15 protein-coding genes are annotated in these 16,043 nt (G+C 70.1%); 6 read left to right on the top strand and 9 right to left on the bottom strand.

From position 1 onward, the window contains the following. From recA to KUF83_RS37805, 4 genes are all read left to right on the top strand, one after another. Positions 1 to 1,067, top strand: a 1,067-nt coding sequence (recA, locus tag KUF83_RS37790; RefSeq protein WP_217459578.1) for a recombinase RecA, incomplete at its 5' end; no start/stop codon positions are given. A gap of 3 nt (positions 1,068 to 1,070) precedes the next feature. Continuing rightward, positions 1,071 to 2,081 (top strand): recombination regulator RecX, encoded by a 1,011-nt coding sequence (recX, locus tag KUF83_RS37795; RefSeq protein ID WP_217459579.1) that lies wholly within the window; start codon positions 1,071 to 1,073, stop codon positions 2,079 to 2,081. A 387-nt stretch (positions 2,082 to 2,468) separates the two neighbouring features. Continuing rightward, positions 2,469 to 3,299 (top strand): helix-turn-helix domain-containing protein, encoded by an 831-nt coding sequence (locus KUF83_RS37800; RefSeq protein WP_302828598.1) that lies wholly within the window; start codon positions 2,469 to 2,471, stop codon positions 3,297 to 3,299. After that, entirely contained in the window at positions 3,296 to 5,827 is a 2,532-nt protein-coding gene (locus KUF83_RS37805) for an FtsX-like permease family protein (protein WP_217459580.1), read from the top strand. Before KUF83_RS37800 ends, KUF83_RS37805 begins: the two co-directional genes overlap by 4 nt. A gap of 117 nt (positions 5,828 to 5,944) precedes the next feature. Here the strand turns inward: KUF83_RS37805 and KUF83_RS37810 are convergent, their stop codons facing one another. From KUF83_RS37810 to KUF83_RS37840, 8 genes are all read right to left on the bottom strand, one after another. Continuing rightward, positions 5,945 to 6,394 carry a rhodanese-like domain-containing protein gene (locus KUF83_RS37810; RefSeq protein ID WP_374106242.1) on the bottom strand — a complete coding sequence of 150 codons (450 nt, stop codon included), beginning with the start codon at positions 6,392 to 6,394 and terminating at the stop codon, positions 5,945 to 5,947. A gap of 56 nt (positions 6,395 to 6,450) precedes the next feature. Next, the gene (locus KUF83_RS37815; protein WP_217459581.1) at positions 6,451 to 7,002 is read right to left on the bottom strand and encodes a cysteine dioxygenase family protein; all 552 of its coding nucleotides are present in this window, start codon (positions 7,000 to 7,002) and stop codon (positions 6,451 to 6,453) included. A 76-nt stretch (positions 7,003 to 7,078) separates the two neighbouring features. Then, a complete protein-coding gene (locus tag KUF83_RS43140) occupies positions 7,079 to 7,165 on the bottom strand; it encodes a putative leader peptide (protein ID WP_313960178.1) in 87 nt (28 codons plus the stop codon). Between the two features lie 87 nt (positions 7,166 to 7,252). Further along, positions 7,253 to 8,848 carry an FAD-dependent monooxygenase gene (locus tag KUF83_RS37820; RefSeq protein ID WP_217459582.1) on the bottom strand — a complete coding sequence of 532 codons (1,596 nt, stop codon included), beginning with the start codon at positions 8,846 to 8,848 and terminating at the stop codon, positions 7,253 to 7,255. Between the two features lie 190 nt (positions 8,849 to 9,038). Next, on the bottom strand, positions 9,039 to 9,953 hold the full coding sequence (locus tag KUF83_RS37825) for an amino acid ABC transporter permease (protein ID WP_217459583.1): 915 nt from the start codon (positions 9,951 to 9,953) through the stop codon (positions 9,039 to 9,041). After that, positions 9,950 to 10,615 (bottom strand): amino acid ABC transporter permease, encoded by a 666-nt coding sequence (locus tag KUF83_RS37830; RefSeq protein WP_217459584.1) that lies wholly within the window; start codon positions 10,613 to 10,615, stop codon positions 9,950 to 9,952. The genes KUF83_RS37825 and KUF83_RS37830 overlap by 4 nt, the downstream gene beginning before the upstream one ends. Positions 10,616 to 10,704: 89 nt before the next feature. Next, a complete protein-coding gene (locus KUF83_RS37835; RefSeq protein ID WP_217459585.1) occupies positions 10,705 to 11,553 on the bottom strand; it encodes a glutamate ABC transporter substrate-binding protein in 849 nt (282 codons plus the stop codon). A gap of 59 nt (positions 11,554 to 11,612) precedes the next feature. Beyond that, on the bottom strand, positions 11,613 to 12,389 hold the full coding sequence (locus tag KUF83_RS37840) for an amino acid ABC transporter ATP-binding protein (protein WP_217459586.1): 777 nt from the start codon (positions 12,387 to 12,389) through the stop codon (positions 11,613 to 11,615). Between the two features lie 280 nt (positions 12,390 to 12,669). On the opposite strand from KUF83_RS37840, the gene KUF83_RS37845 reads away from it, so the two are divergent. Together KUF83_RS37845 and KUF83_RS37850 are read left to right on the top strand one after the other, a co-directional pair. Then, positions 12,670 to 13,356 (top strand): response regulator transcription factor, encoded by a 687-nt coding sequence (locus tag KUF83_RS37845; protein WP_217459587.1) that lies wholly within the window; start codon positions 12,670 to 12,672, stop codon positions 13,354 to 13,356. Between the two features lie 9 nt (positions 13,357 to 13,365). Then, complete coding sequence (locus KUF83_RS37850) at positions 13,366 to 14,772, top strand: HAMP domain-containing sensor histidine kinase (protein ID WP_217459588.1); 1,407 nt, start codon at positions 13,366 to 13,368, stop codon at positions 14,770 to 14,772. A gap of 124 nt (positions 14,773 to 14,896) precedes the next feature. On the opposite strand, the gene KUF83_RS37855 is transcribed toward KUF83_RS37850, so the two are convergent. After that, positions 14,897 to 15,898: a TAXI family TRAP transporter solute-binding subunit gene (locus tag KUF83_RS37855; protein ID WP_217459589.1), complete on the bottom strand. Its 1,002-nt coding sequence runs from the start codon at positions 15,896 to 15,898 to the stop codon at positions 14,897 to 14,899. Positions 15,899 to 16,043: the final 145 nt, after the last annotated feature.

Consider the following 16,043-nt stretch of genomic DNA (forward strand, 5'->3'; position numbering starts at 1 on the left):
AATTCGGCAAGGGTGCGGTGATGCGCCTCGGCGAGCGGCCGAACGAGCCCATCGAGGTCATCCCCACCGGGTCGACCGCACTCGACGTCGCACTCGGCGTCGGCGGCCTGCCGCGCGGCCGAGTGGTGGAGGTGTACGGCCCGGAGTCGTCCGGCAAGACGACCCTGACCCTGCACGCGGTGGCGAACGCGCAGAAGGCCGGCGGCCAGGTGGCCTTCGTGGACGCGGAGCACGCCCTCGACCCCGAGTACGCGAAGAAGCTCGGCGTCGACATCGAGAACCTCATCCTGTCGCAGCCGGACAACGGCGAGCAGGCTCTGGAAATCGTGGACATGCTGATCCGCTCCGGCGCTCTCGACCTCATCGTCATCGACTCCGTCGCCGCCCTGGTGCCGCGCGCGGAGATCGAGGGCGAGATGGGCGACTCGCACGTGGGTCTGCAGGCCCGTCTGATGAGCCAGGCCCTGCGGAAGATCACCAGCGCGCTCAACCAGTCGAAGACCACCGCGATCTTCATCAACCAGCTCCGCGAGAAGATCGGCGTGATGTTCGGCTCGCCGGAGACCACGACCGGTGGCCGGGCCCTGAAGTTCTACGCCTCGGTGCGGCTCGACATCCGTCGTATCGAGACCCTGAAGGACGGCACCGACGCGGTCGGCAACCGCACCCGTGTCAAGGTCGTCAAGAACAAGGTCGCACCGCCCTTCAAGCAGGCCGAGTTCGACATCCTCTACGGGCAGGGCATCAGCCGCGAGGGCGGCCTGATCGACATGGGCGTGGAGAACGGCTTCGTCCGCAAGGCCGGCGCCTGGTACACGTACGAGGGCGACCAGCTCGGCCAGGGCAAGGAGAACGCGCGCAACTTCCTCAAGGACAACCCCGACCTCGCCAACGAGATCGAGAAGAAGATCCTGGAGAAGCTGGGCGTCGGTGTGAAGCCGGAGCAGCCCACTGCCGAGCCGGGCGCGGACGCGGCGGTGCCGGCCGCTGCGGGTGAGACCGCGAAGACGGTTCCCGCTCCCGCGGCCAAGGCCGTCAAGCCCAAGGCCGCGGCGGCCAAGAGCTAGTCCGTGACACGACGAACGGACTGGGCCGAGCACGTCTACCCCGTCGCCCCCGAGGGGCAGGGCTACGGGGAAGACATCGGTGTGGCCGGAGACAGGAACAGCGCGTACGAAGGCGGCGAACCGTACGGCGGTGACGAGCCGTACGGCCCCGCTGCCTCGGACATCGGTGGGGGATACGGCGATCACGGGGGCGACGGCCGACCGGTCGGCGCCGCACGCCGTGGCGTCGGCCCGTCCCGCGGTGACGATCCGCGAGACGGTGACGATCCGTGGGACGACAGCGGTTCACCGGGCGGTGGATCACGGGGTGGTGCCGACCGGGGCGGCGGCGGTGACTGGCCGTACGGGGGCGACGAAGCGCGGGACGGCGGCTCACGGGACGAGAGCGGCCGGAGCCGCGGAGGCCGCACCGGCCGGGCACGCGGTCGCCGGCGCGGCTTCGGAGAGGCTTCCGGCGGCCCACAGGACGGAGGCCCCCCTTCCTCGTCGAGGGCCGAGAAGGGGGAGCCCCCAGGGGACCCGGCTGAGCGGGCGCGGGCGATCTGCCTGCGCCTGCTCACCGGGACCCCGCGCACGCGAAAACAACTCGCGGACGCACTGCGCAAGCGTGAGATCCCGGACGACGTGGCGGACGAGGTGCTGTCCCGCTTCGAAGAGGTCGGACTGATCAACGACGGTGCCTTCGCGGACGCCTGGGTGGAGTCCCGCCACCACGGCCGGGGCCTCGCCCGGCGGGCCCTCGCCCAGGAGCTGCGGAACAAGGGTGTGGACGCCACACTGATCGACGAGGCGGTCGGGCAGCTCGACTCCGACCAGGAGGAGGCGACCGCACGCGACCTCGTGGCGCGCAAGCTGCGTTCCACCCGCGGCCTCGACCGCGACAAGCGCATACGACGTCTCGCGGGCATGCTCGCCCGCAAGGGCTACTCCCAGGGCACAGCCCTCCGCGTGGTCAGGCAGGCACTCGAAGAAGAGGGCGAGGACACGGAGTTCCTCGGCGACGAGGCGTTCTAGAGGGATCCCGGACCGGCCGTCGAGTGAGACGGGCACTGCCCGTCTCAGGGCCAGGCGGCCGACGCCCGCCGGCTCTGGGCCGCCCCTCTGCGGCCCGCCGACTCCGGGCCTGCGTACGGCGCTGGAGCTTGGGCACGGTGGACGCGCGGGGGCGCCCACCGCGTTCGGGTCCGGTGCCGTGGGGCGGGCCCGGAGTTGACGAGGCGGGTCCGGTGCCGTGGAGGGCCCGGAGCCGCCGGGACGCTTCGGGATGGTCCGATTGCGGGCAGGTGACAACGCCCGTACGCCGAGACGCTGTTGCCGTGGCAGGTGGTGGGGGTAGCCCCCCTTACAGGACGCCGGGCGACCGCAGTGCACAGACACCTGTGCACAGACGACTGTGTACGCATGGCACAGGAACCCGACGCCGCAGACCCCACGAACCCAGGTCATGCAACTCCCACTCCCGGTGGGACTGGCCACGCCCCGGGTGAGATCTCCGACCTGGGCGCACTCCGAGCGCTTGCCCACCCTCGCCGACAGAGCGTGCTGCAGCACCTCACCGTGCACGGCCCCGCCACCTCCGCGACGCTGGCCCGTGCACTCCAGCTCAACACCGGTGCCACCAGCTACCACCTGCGTGAACTCGCGCGCTACGGCTTCGTCGAGGAGACGGGTGCCAACGGACGGGGTCGGGAGCGTTGGTGGCGGGCCGTCCCCGGAGACCGCCGCTTCCCGCCGCGCAGCCGCCAGAGCCCCGAGATGCGGCTCGTCATGGACGAGTTGAACCACCACGCGTACGCCGCCGACCTCGAACTCTTCGAGCAACTCCAGCGGGCCGCGGGCGACGAGCCATGGGCCGACGCCTTCCCGTACTCCCGCGGCACGGTGCGGCTGACGCTCCCCGAACTCCGCGCGTTCTTCGAGGAGTACATCGCCCTCCTCAACCGGTACAAGCGCCCAGGGGCGGACACCCCGCCCGGCGCCCGCACGGTACTCACCCGCTTTCTCGCCTTCCCCGCTCAGGCGGACACCGCGGGCGACCTCACGCCCGGCGACCCACCCGACGACGAGGACAACGGCGTCGAAGGCCCCGGGAACCGAAACAGCGGGGACGGGGACAACGGGGACCAGGCCCACAGGGGCCACGGCGACAGGGCCGAAGCCAACAGGGCCGAAGCCAACAGGGCCGAAGCCAACAGGGCAGAAGCCAACAACGGAGAGGCCGGGACACCATGATGCTGCGCTACGCCCTGCAGACCGTCCGGCACCGCAAAGGCGGCTTCATCGGCGCCTTCCTCGCCCTGATGTGCGCGGCCGCCCTCATCGCCGCCTGCGGCACCCTCCTCGAAACCGGACTGCACGGCACCATCCGCACGGAGCGCTACGCCGCCACCCCCGTCCTGGTCTCCGCCGACCAGAACGTCCACCAGACCACCGTCAAGCACAAGAAGGGCAAGACCAAGACCAAGCACAAGGCCAAACCCATCGCCGAGCGGGCCTGGCTGCCGGAAACCCTCACCGCGAGACTCGCCGCGGTCCCCGGCGTCCAACGCGTCATCCCCGAGGTGACCTTCCTCGCCGAACCGTTGACCCCCGCCGGCACAGGCGGTCGCACGGCCTACGGCCACGCCTGGGACTCCGCGCCCCTCACCCCCTACACCCTTGCCGCCGGCGTGCCTCCCCGGGCGCCGGGCGATCTGGTCATCGACCGTCACCTCGCCGACCGGGCCCGGCTCGAGCCCGGTGACCGTCTCACCGTCCAGTCCACGCGCAGCCCGCGTACGTACCGCGTCACCGGCATCGCGGTGCCCGCCGGAGACGCCATACGCCACCAGACCTCCCTCTTCTTCTCGGCCGCCGAAGCCCGGCGCCTCGCCGCACACCCCGGCAAGGTCACGGCCTTCGGCGTCATCCCGGCCAAGGGGACCGACACCGCCACCCTCGAAACGGCCGTGACCAAGGCGCTGCACGGGACGACCGCACAGGTCGCCGCGGGTGAGGCGCGAGGCCCCGTCGAGTTCCTGGACGCGGCCGCCGCCCGGATCAAGCTCGTCAGCATGGGCGGCGCGATGGGCGGCACCTCCCTCCTCGTCGCAGTCCTCGTGGTCGTCGGAACCTTCGTGCTCTCCGTCCAGCAACGACACCGCGAACTCGCCCTGCTGCGCGCCATCGCCGCCACACCACAACAGATCCGCAAGCTCCTCGGCCGAGAGGCCCTGCTGGTCGGCGCGGCCGCAGGCGTCACCGGAGCCCTCGCCGGACTGCCACTCGGCGGCTGGCTGCACGGAAGGTTCGTCGCCCTGGGCGCCGTGCCCGCCACGCTTCAGCACACGGTCAGCGTGTTCCCGCTGTTCGCCGCCGTCGCCGCCACCCTCATCGGCGCCTGGGCCGCAGCGCGCGTCTCCTCACGCCGCATCTCCCGTATTCGCCCGGCAGAGGCGCTCGCCGAGGCCAGGACAGAGCGAGACCGCCCCGCCTGGGGCCGCATCCTCGCGGGGCTCGTGCTGCTCGCCGCAGGCGCCGTCCTCGTCGCCGTACTCAGCGTGCTGCGCACCGAACCGGCCTCGACTCCCGTGACCTTCCTGGCCGTCGTGGTGCTTGCCTCCGCCGTCGCCCTGCTCGGCCCGCTCCTGGTCAGAGCAGCCGTGGCGATCCTGGGCACTCCGCTGCGGCTCACCGGCCCGGGAAGCAGGCTCGCCACCGCCAATCTGCGCGGCAACGCCGCCCGGATGGCCTCCGTGGTCACCCCGCTCACCCTCCTCATCGGCATGACCTGCACCGTCCTCTTCGTCCAGCCGACTCTGGGGCACGCCGCCCGCACCCAGGCCCGCGAAGGCGTTCGCGCGGACTGGGTCCTCGCCGCCGAAGGTCCCGGCATCCCGGCACAGGCCGCACAGCAGCTGCGGACGAACCGCGACGTCGCCACCGAGGTCGTCCGCACGACCGTCCGTGTCGGACTCGACAAGTACGCGGCGCAGGGCATCACGCCCACCGGCCTGGCCCGCACCTGGGACCCCGACGTCACCGCCGGATCCCTCACCGAACTCACGAACGACACCGTCGCCGTCAGTGAACTCGCCGCGGACCAACTCGGCTTGAAGCCCGGCAGTCCCTTGAAACTCACCCTCGGTGACGGAACACCTGCCACCCTCACCGTCGCCGCCATCTACGCGAAAGGGCTCGGCTTCGGCGACCTCACCATGGCCCACGACCTGGTCACCCGGCACGTCGACAACCCGCTCGCGACCACGGTCCTCGTCTCCACCTCCCGTCCACAGAAAGAACTCGCCGCCGCCGTCCGGGAGTTCCCGGGAGTCCGGGTTCTCTCACCGGCCACCGCGGACTCGTTGCAGGCCCAGCGGCAGCAGGCGAACGCCGAGGTCAACCTCTTCGCCATGGGACTCGTCCTGGCCTTCACCGCCATCGCGGTCGTCAACACACTGGCCATGTCGGTCGCCGAACGGGTCCGTGAGTTCGCGCTCCTCCGACTTGCCGGGGCCACCCGGCGACAGGTGCTGCGCATGCTGCGGACCGAGGCGCTGTCGGTCCTGTTCCTCGCCACGGCCCTCGGCAGTGGCATCGCGCTCGCCGTTCTCACGGCCTTCAGCATCGGCATGACCGGCAGCGCGGCCCCGGCGATAACACCCCTGGTGTACGCAACGGTGGTGGCGTCCGCCGGACTGCTCGCCCTCGTCGCCACGGCGTTGCCCGGCCGAGTCGCCCTCAGGGTCCGTCCTGTTACGGCGGCGACGGCCAGGGAGTAAGGGGCGGTACGCAATGGTGGGGGCCCCTTACATGAAGGGGCCCCCACCGCTAGCTATGCCCAACGGGCGGGTGAAGTAAGCCCGGGAGAGGGACTTCGCTGCCGAGGGCCGAGGCTCTCAAGTAGCCGGAGCCGGAGCCGGAGCCGGAGCCGTGGGCGTAGCCGTGGGTGTGGGCGCACCCGCGCCGCCCGTCGGAGCGGCAGTCACCGGCAGTCCTGCCGTCCGCCAGGACTGGAAGCCTCCCACCAGGTCCGTGGCCCGGTGGAGTCCCAACTGCCGTAGGGACGCGGCCGCGAGGCTCGACGCGTAGCCCTCGTTGCAGACGACCACGACGCGCAGGTCGTGGCCCGTGGCTTCGGGAACGCGGTGGCTGCCCACCGGATCGAGCCGCCACTCCAGCTCGTTGCGCTCGACGACGAGTGCCCCGGGAATCAGACCGTCGCGCTCACGCAACGCCGCGTACCGGATGTCGACGAGGAGCGCCCCGTCGGCACGAGCGGCCTCGTACGCGGCCATGGCCTCCACACGATCCAGGCCCGCACGCACCCGCTCCAGCAACTCGTCGATCCCCACGGGGCCTTCGGCCGCCACGGGGCTTTCGGCCGCCACGGGTCGTTCGACCGTCACTGCCAGTCCTCGGGGCGCTCGACCTGCTCGAGGCGCAGGACCTGTCCGCTGCGGCTGTAGCGGCTGATCCGCGGCAGCGGAGGGTAGTAGGCGTGCACGGAGACGGCGTGCTCCTGCGTCGACTCGTTGAGCACCTCGTGCACGTGGTGGCGGCCGAAGGAACGCCCCTTGCCGGCCGACAGCCGCCGCTCACGGTCGATCCCCTCGGTGAGTTCGAGGGTTTTCCAGCCGTCGGTGGGAAGCCGGGCGACCAGCGAGTTCTCCTTGAGCTCACCCGACGCGGTGAGGAAGGCGCCCACCGACTCGGCGTGGTCGTGCCAGCCGGTGCCCGTGCCGGGCGGCCAGCCGATGAGCCAGGCCTCGCTGCCGCCGGGCCCCTCGAGCCGCACCCACGTACGGCCCTCGGGGTCGAGAGGCAGAGAGGCGATCAGCTCGGCGTCGGCGGCCGTGCGCCGCACGAAGTCCAGCAGCTCGGCCTGGGTGGGAGTACCGACCTGAGCGGAGGCCGCGGAGGAGGCGGATGCGGGAACAGAGGGTGACACAGACACAGGTACCGTCCTGAGAGGCGTTCGCGTGGGAGCGCCGCAGCACGGAGGCCGCAGGCGCAGGAGGAGAGATGCGAATTCAGCAGGACGGGCGACACACGCAGCCCGCATAGCGGACGAGGTCCATATGGACCCTCCGCCACAGGCGCACACAGGTGTCGGTCACGATCCGGAGTACACCATGACGGTGCGGACCGGTCAATTCAGTGTCACCGACTGGACAAACAGCCGGCAGAGGGTCGACAACAGGCTCTCAGGAGGTGCCCGCGGTGGCCTCCGCCGCGGCCCGCGGGCCACCCAGGGTCGCCTCCGCCGCCTCGTACAGATCCGCCGGGCGCACCCCGCTCAACGCCGTGACCAGGTGCCCGTCCGGGCGGATCAGCAGCACCGTGTGCGGGGCAGCGCCCGGGTAGCTCTCCGCCACCAGCAGCTCGGCCCGGTGCGGCAGTGCGGTCACCGCGGCGGCGAGACGCGGCATGATCCCGGCCGTCACCCAGTGCTTGCGCTCCCACACCACGGTCCCCGGCGCGATCAGCAGGACAAGAAGCGCCCCCCGGCCCAGCCGGTCCCGCAGCGACACGGACGAACCGTCCTCCGCCGTCACCTGCACGTCGGCGACCGGAGCCCCGAGGGCCGTGTCGACCTCGACCGAGGACTCGGCGTGCGGAGGCGCGAGCGGCGAATCGGCGTACGCCCCCGGCTCACCCAATGGACCGCGCCCCAGGTGGCCGTCGGTGAGCAGGGCGTCATGGCCGCGTGCCGACCCCGGCACCGCGGACCGCAGGCCCCCGGCACGCAGCACCGGCAACGCCTGGTCGGCGGCGCGCAGCCGGGCCGCGACGACCGAGCGACGCTCCACCTGGTAGCTGTCGAGCAGCGGCTCGTGCGGACCGTGGTGCCAGGCGAGAGCCAGTTTCCATGCGAGGTTGTCGGCGTCCCGCAGGCCCTCGTCGAGACCCTGAGTGCCGAGGGCGCCCAGCAGATGCGCCGCGTCCCCGGCGAGGAAGACACGGCCGGACCGCCACCGGCGCGCCAGCCGGTGATGGACCGTGTGGACTCCGGTGTCGAGCAGCTCGTACGGCGGCGTGGTGCCCCCGCTCCAGCCCGCCAGGGTCTCGCGGACCCGCGCCACCAGCAGGTCCGGTGTGACCAGGTCCTTCCCCGGCGGCAGCAGCCAGTCCAGACGCCAGACGTCCTCGGCGAGCGGTCGTGCGGTCACCTCTCCGGCCGAGGGGCCCGACATGCGCCACGGCGGCACACGGTGCAACAACGCCTCACCGGGCCACGGGAGTTCCACCCGCAGCGCCGCGACGGCGTGTCGTTCCACCGCGGTGCGGCCGGGGAAGCGGATGTCCTGGAGCTTGCGCACCGTCGATCGCGGTCCGTCGCAGCCGACCAGATAGCTGCCGCGCCACCACGTGCCCTGGGGGCCCCGCGTGTGCGCCGTCACGCCCGCGGTCTCCTGCTCGACCGAGTCGAGACGGCTCTCCACGGCGATCTTCACCAGGCGCTCGGCCTTGATCGCCTCCCGCAGGGCAGCGGTCAGTACGTGCTGGGGGATGTGCAGGAGGGCGGGCTCGTCCTCGCCGAACGTGATCCGACGCATCACCTGCTTGCGTCGCAGCGACCGCCATCCGGCCCAACGGAAACCGGCCTCGGTGACGGGGAAGCCCGTCAGCCGCTCGACCAGAGCAGCCGTGTCCTCGCGCAGAACGACCGTGCGCGCGAGCCGCTGTTCGTCCTTTCCGGGGCCCTCGTCCAGAACGACCGACGGAACCTCCTGACGCGCCAGCGCCAGGGCGAGCGTGAGTCCCACGGGCCCCGCTCCGACAATGATCACCGGGTCCACGGCGCGGTGCCCCCTGCCCGGAGCGGCGTCCTGAGTGTCCTACCGGGACTTGCAGGTGGAGCGGGGTACACGATCACAGAACGTATGCAACCCATTGCCGCTGCTTGCGTCAAGTGACGGAGGCAGTGGCGAACACGCCACTGCCTCCGGTTGCTCACATCTCGTCAGTTCTTCGGTGAGTGCGGGCTGTTCACGGGCCCTTCTTACCGCCGTCATGGGTGACGTCCACGTGGTCACCAGGTGCGCTGAGCTCGTCGACCGCGTCAGCTCCGAGAACCGCTCCGGTGGACCGCTTGCCGCGGCGCAGCCGGCCCTCCAGCCAGCTCGCGAAGCTGGTGAGAGCGAAGTTGAGCACGATGAAGATCACGGCGACGACGGTGAAGCTGGCGATGGGGTTGCCGTAGTAGCCGATCATCGAGCTGGCCGACGCGAGCAGCTCGGGGAAGGTGAGGACCGCGCCACCGAGCGCCGTGTCCTTCACGATCACCACGAGCTGGCTGACGATCGCCGGCAGCATCGCCGTGACCGCCTGCGGCAGCAGGATGAACCGCATCACCTGGTTCTTGCGCAGACCGACCGCCAGCGCGGCCTCGGCCTGTCCTCTGGGCAGCGACAGGATGCCTGCCCGGACGATCTCCGCGAGGACCGAGGAGTTGTAGAGCACCAGGCCGGTGACGACCGCGTACAGCGGACGGTCGTCCGTGTTGACGCTCGTGTACTCGGAGAACAGCGCCAGGCCGAAGATCATGAGCACCAGCACCGGGATGGCGCGGAAGAACTCCACCACGACACCGGCCGGCACACGCACCCAGGCATGCTCGGACAGCCGTGCGATACCCAGGACCGCGCCGAGAGGCAGTGCGATGACCATGGCGAGTGCCGCGGCCTTCAGCGTGTTCTGCAGGCCCGGCCAGAGGTACGTGTTCCAGGCCTCGGTGCCGGTGAAGAAGGGCTCCCACAGCACCCACTGGAGCTGGCCCTTCTCGTCGAGCATGGTGTACATCCACCACAGCACCCCGGCGAGAGCGGCGAGGAACAACACCGAGATCAGGATGTTCCGCCGCTTGGCCCGCGGGCCCTGCGAGTCGTAGAGGACCGAGCTCATCGCTTCACCGCCACCTTCTTGCTCAGCCAGCCGAAGAACAGACCGGTCGGCAGCGTCAGACACACGAATCCGAACGCGAAGACCGCGGAGATCGCGATGAGCTGCGCCTCGTTCTCGATCATCTCCTTCATCAGCAGCGACGCCTCGGCCACACCGATCGCGGCGGCCACCGTGGTGTTCTTCGTCAACGCGATCAGGACGTTCGCCAGCGGGCCGACGACCGAACGGAACGCCTGCGGCAGCACGATCAGCGTGAGGACCTGCCTGAAGTTCAGGCCGATGGCGCGCGCCGCCTCGGCCTGGCCGACGGGGACCGTGTTGATGCCGGACCGCAGCGCCTCACACACGAAGGCCGAGGTGTACATGATCAGACCGAGGACCGCGAGCCGGAAATTGGTGGTGTCGGTCTGATCCGAGCCGAGGGTGACCCCGAACGTCTGGTTGAGCCCGAGCGACGTGAACAGAATGATCACGGTGAGCGGGATGTTCCGCACGATGTTGACGTAAGCGGTACCGAAACCGCGCATCAGAGGCACCGGGCCGACGCGCATGGCGGCCAGCAGCGTTCCCCAGATCAGGGAGCCGACGGCGGAGAGGACGGTCAGCTGCACCGTCGTCCAGAAGGCTTCCCACAGGTCGTAACCTTCAAGAAAGTCGAACACGATCTCCCGCGCTTCCGCGTGTGGGGAGGGGCCCTCCTGACTGGTGCGCCGCCCCGGAGGACGGCGCACCAGTCAGGTCAGGTCCCGCTTCACTTGACGATGTTGCCGATCTTCGGGGCGGGCTCGTTCTTGTAGCCGGCCGGGCCGAAGTTGTCCTCCACGGCCTTGTCCCACGACTTGTCGGAGACCATCTCCTCCAGGGCCGTGTTGATCTTGGCCTTGAGGTCGCTGCCCTTCTTGACGCCGATGCCGTAGTTCTCGTTGGTCATCTTGAAGCCACCGAGCTTGAACTTGCCCTTGAAGTTCGCCTGCGAGGCGTAACCGGCAAGAATCGAGTCGTCCGTGGTCAGCGCGTCGATGGCGCCACTCTGCACACCGGTCAGGCACGCCGAGTACGTCGGGTACTGCTGCAGCTGGGCCTTGGGGGCGAGCTTGTCCTTGACGTTCTGCGCCGAGGTCGAGCCCGTCACCGAGCACAGCTTCTTGCTGTTGAGGTCCTTCGGCGACTTGATCGAGTCGTCGTCGGAGCGGATCAGGACGTCCTGGTGGGCCAGGAGGTACGGACCGGCGAAGTCGACCTTCGCGGCGCGCTCGTCGTTGATCGAGTAGGAGGCGGCGATGAAGTCGACGTCACCACGCTGGAGCATGGTCTCGCGGTCGGCGCTCTTCGCTTCCTTCCACTGGATCTGGTCCTCGTTGTAGCCGAGCTTCTTGGCGACGTACGTGGCGACGTCGACGTCGAAGCCCTCGTAGCCCTGCGGCGTCTTCTGGCCGATGCCGGGCTGGTCGAACTTGATGCCGATGGTGATCTTCTTGTTGCCACCGGAGGAGCCGGTGTCGGCGCTGTCGCTGTCCTTGTCGTCCGAGCCGCACGCGGTGGCCGTGAGGGCGAGTGCGAGGACGGCGGCCGAGGCGGCGGTGACCTTGCGGAGCTTCATGGTGAACATCCTTTGAGTGGTGAAGATGTGCGATCCGTCGGTGGCGGCTGACTCGGTCGTCAGTGGTGCAGGATCTTCGACAGGAAGTCCTTCGCCCGGTCGCTGCGCGGGTTGCTGAAGAACTGGTCCGGCACAGCCTCTTCGACGATGCGCCCGTCCGCCATGAAGACGACGCGGTTCGCGGCCGAACGGGCGAAACCCATCTCATGTGTGACTACGACCATCGTCATACCGTCACGCGCGAGCTGCTGCATGACTTCCAGGACCTCGTTGATCATCTCCGGGTCGAGAGCCGACGTCGGCTCGTCGAAGAGCATGACCTTGGGGTCCATCGCCAGCGCCCGTGCGATCGCGACACGCTGCTGCTGTCCGCCGGAGAGCTGCGCGGGGTACTTGTCCGCCTGGGCGGTGACGCCCACACGGTCGAGCAGCCCGCGCGCCTTCTCCTCGGCGGCCTTCTTGTCGGTCTTGCGGACCTTGAGCTGGCCCAGCACCACGTTCTCGAGCACCGTCTTGTGCGCGAACAGGTTGAAGGACTGGAAGACCATGCCGACGTCGGCACGCAGGCGGGCGAGTTCCTTGCCCTCCTCCGGCAGCGGCTTTCCGTCGATCGAGATGCTTCCCGACTCGATCGACTCCAGGCGGTTGATGGCGCGACACAGGGTGGACTTTCCGGACCCGGAGGGTCCGATGACCACGACGACTTCACCACGAGCGATGGTCAGGTCGATGTCCTGGAGCACGTGCAACGCGCCGAAGTGCTTGTTGACGTTCTTCAGCACGACCAGATCGTCGGCCGCGGGTACGGCGTCCTTGGTCACCGATACTTCGGTCATCGGCCTCTTGCTCCGTCCTCCTCGGTTGCGAGGACAGTAGTAACGCGGCACGACCAGCGTCATTACATCTGAGGGGAAATTGAGCATAACGATCCGGCAGCAAACGGACACTCTTCGTGAAGGCCGCTCCGGGCGCGTACCGGCTGCGTAACGGAACGGGGCCGCGCCCCGAACATGCTTGACGCCGTCCGCGTCCATCGGCCTGACTTCCAGGGTGCACGCGCGCGTGCCCACGCCTACCCGCCGAGAACGTACGACCGATGAACCGAAGGGGGCCAACATGAGACTGCTCCTCGTCGAGGACGACAACCACGTGGCCGCCGCTCTGTCCGCGGTCCTCGCACGTCACGGCTTCGACGTCACACACGCCCGCAGCGGCGAGGAGGCCCTCCAGGCGCTCGTCCCGGAAGGCGCCGGCTTCGGAGTGGTGCTCCTCGACCTCGGCCTGCCCGACCAGGACGGGTACGAGGTCTGCGGCAAGATCCGCAAGCGGACCAGCACGCCCGTGATCATGGTCACCGCGCGCGCGGACGTACGCTCCCGCATCCACGGCCTCAACCTCGGCGCCGACGACTACGTGGTGAAGCCGTACGACACCGGCGAACTCCTCGCCCGTATCCACGCCGTCGCCCGGCGCACCGTCGCCGACGACGCCGCGGCGTCGGGCGACACCGCGCTGCACCTCGGGCCCGTGCGCATCGAACTGCCCACACGGCAGGTCAGCGTCGACGGTGCCGTCGTCCAGCTGACCCGCAAGGAGTTCGACCTGCTGGCGCTCCTCGCGCAGCGCCCCGGAGTGGTGTTCCGGCGGGAGCAGATCATCAGCGAGGTCTGGCGCACCAGCTGGGAGGGGACCGGCCGCACCCTGGAGGTGCACGTCGCGTCGCTGCGCTCCAAACTGCGCATGCCGGCCCTCATCGAGACCGTGCGCGGCGTCGGCTACCGGCTCGTCGCGCCCGCCGCGTAGCGGGCCCAGGTGCGCACACGCCTTCTCCCGCTGCTCATCATCCTGATGGCGGCCATCCTGCTCGCCCTCGGCGTCCCCCTCGCCGTGAGCCTCGCGGCGGCCCAGCAACAGGAGGTTGTCGTCGACCGGATCGACGACACGGCGCGCTTCGCGTCCCTCGCCCAGTTCGTGGCCGACCGCCCCGAGGGGTCACGGGTCAGCCCCACGGAACCGCGCGGCAAGACGCTGCTGCAGGAACTCCACACCTACCAGGATCTGTACGACATCAACGCCGGCGTCTTCTACCGCGACAAGAAGGTCATGGCGAACGCGCCGCAGAACTGGTACCTCCCCGGGGCCGGTGAACTCCACGACTCCTTCGAGGAAGCCCTGCAGGGCCGCCGCAGCCACGACCCGGCGCAGGTCTGGCCGTGGCAGCGGGACCGTCTCGTCGTCGCGTCGCCCGTCGTCCGGGACGGTGACGTCGTCGCGGTGGTGGTCACCGACTCGCCCACCGGGCCCATGCGCTCGAGGATCCTGCACGGCTGGCTCGTCATCGGTGCCGGCGAGGCCGCCGCGATGCTTCTCGCGCTCGGCGCCGCGCTGCGCCTGACCGGCTGGGTGCTGAAGCCCGTACGCGTCCTCGACGCCACCACCCACGACATCGCGACCGGCCGCCTGAAGTCCCGGGTCGCCGCCGCCGGCGGACCACCGGAACTCAGGCGCCTGGCCCGGTCGTTCAACGAGATGGCCGACAACGTCGAGGACGTCCTGGAGCAGCAGCGCGCCTTCGTCGCCGACGCCTCGCACCAACTGCGCAACCCCCTGTCCGCCCTGCTGCTGCGCATCGAACTGCTCGCCCTGGAACTGCCCGAGGGCAACGAGGAGATCGCCTCCGTCCGTACGGAGGGCAAGCGCCTCGCCCACGTCCTGGACGACCTCCTGGACCTCGCCCTCGCCGAGCACGCCGAGGCGGACCTGCGGCTCACCGACATCGGCGAGCTCACCGCCGAACGCGTCGCCTCCTGGTCGCCGGTCGCCGACGACAAGGGCGTACGACTCGTCGGGACCTGCCCCGCCACGACCGCCTGGGCCGACCCCGTCGCCCTCTCCAGCGCCCTGGACGCGGTCATCGACAACGCGCTGAAGTTCACGCCCGAGGGCGAGTGCGTCGAGGTCGAGGTGACGTCGAACGGCGAGGTGTCCAGGATCGTCGTCACCGACCGCGGACCCGGTCTGAGCGACGAGGAGCTGACCCGTGTCGGCGACCGCTTCTGGCGCAGCGCCGGCCACCAGAACATCAAGGGCTCGGGCCTCGGCCTGTCGATCTCCCGGGCGCTGCTCTCCGCGGGCGGCGGCTCCATCACGTACGCCTCCCACGACCCGCACGGGCTGAAGGTGACGGTCACCGTGCCACGGACGGTCCCCGGGGCCTGACCAGGCGTACACGGGCCCTCAGTGGGCCCTCAGCGGGCGTACACGGGCCTGTCGGGGCCCTTTCGCCGTCCAGGTCGGGCCGGGCCCCGCGCCGCGGCCGGACCGCCTCACAGCTCGATCGCCGCTACGGCTTGACCGAGCGGTAGTAGCGGCGTGCGCCCTCGTGAAGTTGCAGAGGGTCGGTGTAGATGGCGGTCCGCAGGTCCACGCGCTGGGCGGCGTGCACCTTCTCACCGATGCGGTCGCGGCTGTCGATCACCGTGCGGGTGATCCCCTCGGCGAGCGTCGCGTCCGTACCGGCCCGCGTCACCAGAAGGTTCGCCACCGCCAGTGTCGGTACGCCGGCATCGTTCTCGGCCCCGTCGTTGTAGGTGTCGGCCGGCATGAGGGCGGCCCGGTAGAAACTGGACCTCCCGTCCGGCTTGTGCAGCTTCTGGACCAGGTCGGCCCCGATCGGGACCAGTTTGATGTCGAAGCGGTCCGAGAGTTTGCTGACGGCGCTGGTCGGGAGCCCGCCGGACCAGAAGAACGCGTCGATCTTCCCCGATTCGAGCAGCTTCGGCACTTCCTGGATGCCCTTGGACACCGGCTGGATGTCCTTACGCGGATCGAGGTCGGCCGCCGCCAGCACGTGGTCCGCGATCAGGCGCACACCGGAAGCCTCCTGCCCCACCCCCACCCGCTTGCCCTTCAGCTGCGCGATGGAGTGCACGGGGGACTTGCGGGGGACGACCACATGCACGTAGTCGTCGTACAGGCGCACGCAGCCACGCAACTGGTCCGCGCCGCGTCCGCCCTCGTCCTTGTACTTCTCCACCGCGTCGGACGCCGCAATGGTGAAGTCGGCCTTTCCTGTGGCCACCTTCTGCACGTTCTCCTGCGAACCGTCGCTCTGCTCCAGGTCCACGTCCAGACGCGGCATGCCCTTGGCGAGCGCCTCCTGCAGCAGCTCTCCGTACAGCTGGTACACGCCGCTCGGAGTCCCCGTGCTGAAGACCACCTTCCCGCCCGGAGAGCTCTCCTCCAGGGGCAGCAGCCACCACAGCAGCAGCCCGAAGGCCACGAAGGCGGCGGCCGAGCCCTGCAGGGCCCGGCGTCTGCCGATGGAGGGAATCGCCTGGAACATGCGCGCGATCCTGCCAGCTCACCGGCCCCGATGACCAGGCCTGGCTCTTCGGCCGCGTACACGGCCCCACAGCGGCGGCCGCGGGAAGCGCGGCAGCCTTCCACGAGCGGGCCCGCCGCTCCGGGGCGGGACGTACTCCGGGCAC

Source organism: Streptomyces sp. BV286, from assembly GCF_019090165.1.
GTDB lineage: Bacteria > Actinomycetota > Actinomycetes > Streptomycetales > Streptomycetaceae > Streptomyces.

What these genes read in the sequence shown, in the direction of transcription:
- KUF83_RS37805 (WP_217459580.1), top strand. Translation starts at nt 3,296, where the DNA reads ATGATGCTGCGCTACGCCCTGCAGACCGTCCGGCACCGCAAAGGCGGC.
- KUF83_RS37835 (WP_217459585.1), bottom strand. Translation starts at nt 11,553, where the DNA reads ATGAAGCTCCGCAAGGTCACCGCCGCCTCGGCCGCCGTCCTCGCACTC.
- KUF83_RS37825 (WP_217459583.1), bottom strand. Translation starts at nt 9,953, where the DNA reads ATGAGCTCGGTCCTCTACGACTCGCAGGGCCCGCGGGCCAAGCGGCGG.
- KUF83_RS37800 (WP_302828598.1), top strand. Translation starts at nt 2,469, where the DNA reads ATGGCACAGGAACCCGACGCCGCAGACCCCACGAACCCAGGTCATGCA.
- KUF83_RS37845 (WP_217459587.1), top strand. Translation starts at nt 12,670, where the DNA reads ATGAGACTGCTCCTCGTCGAGGACGACAACCACGTGGCCGCCGCTCTG.
- KUF83_RS37840 (WP_217459586.1), bottom strand. Translation starts at nt 12,389, where the DNA reads ATGACCGAAGTATCGGTGACCAAGGACGCCGTACCCGCGGCCGACGAT.
- KUF83_RS37855 (WP_217459589.1), bottom strand. Translation starts at nt 15,898, where the DNA reads ATGTTCCAGGCGATTCCCTCCATCGGCAGACGCCGGGCCCTGCAGGGC.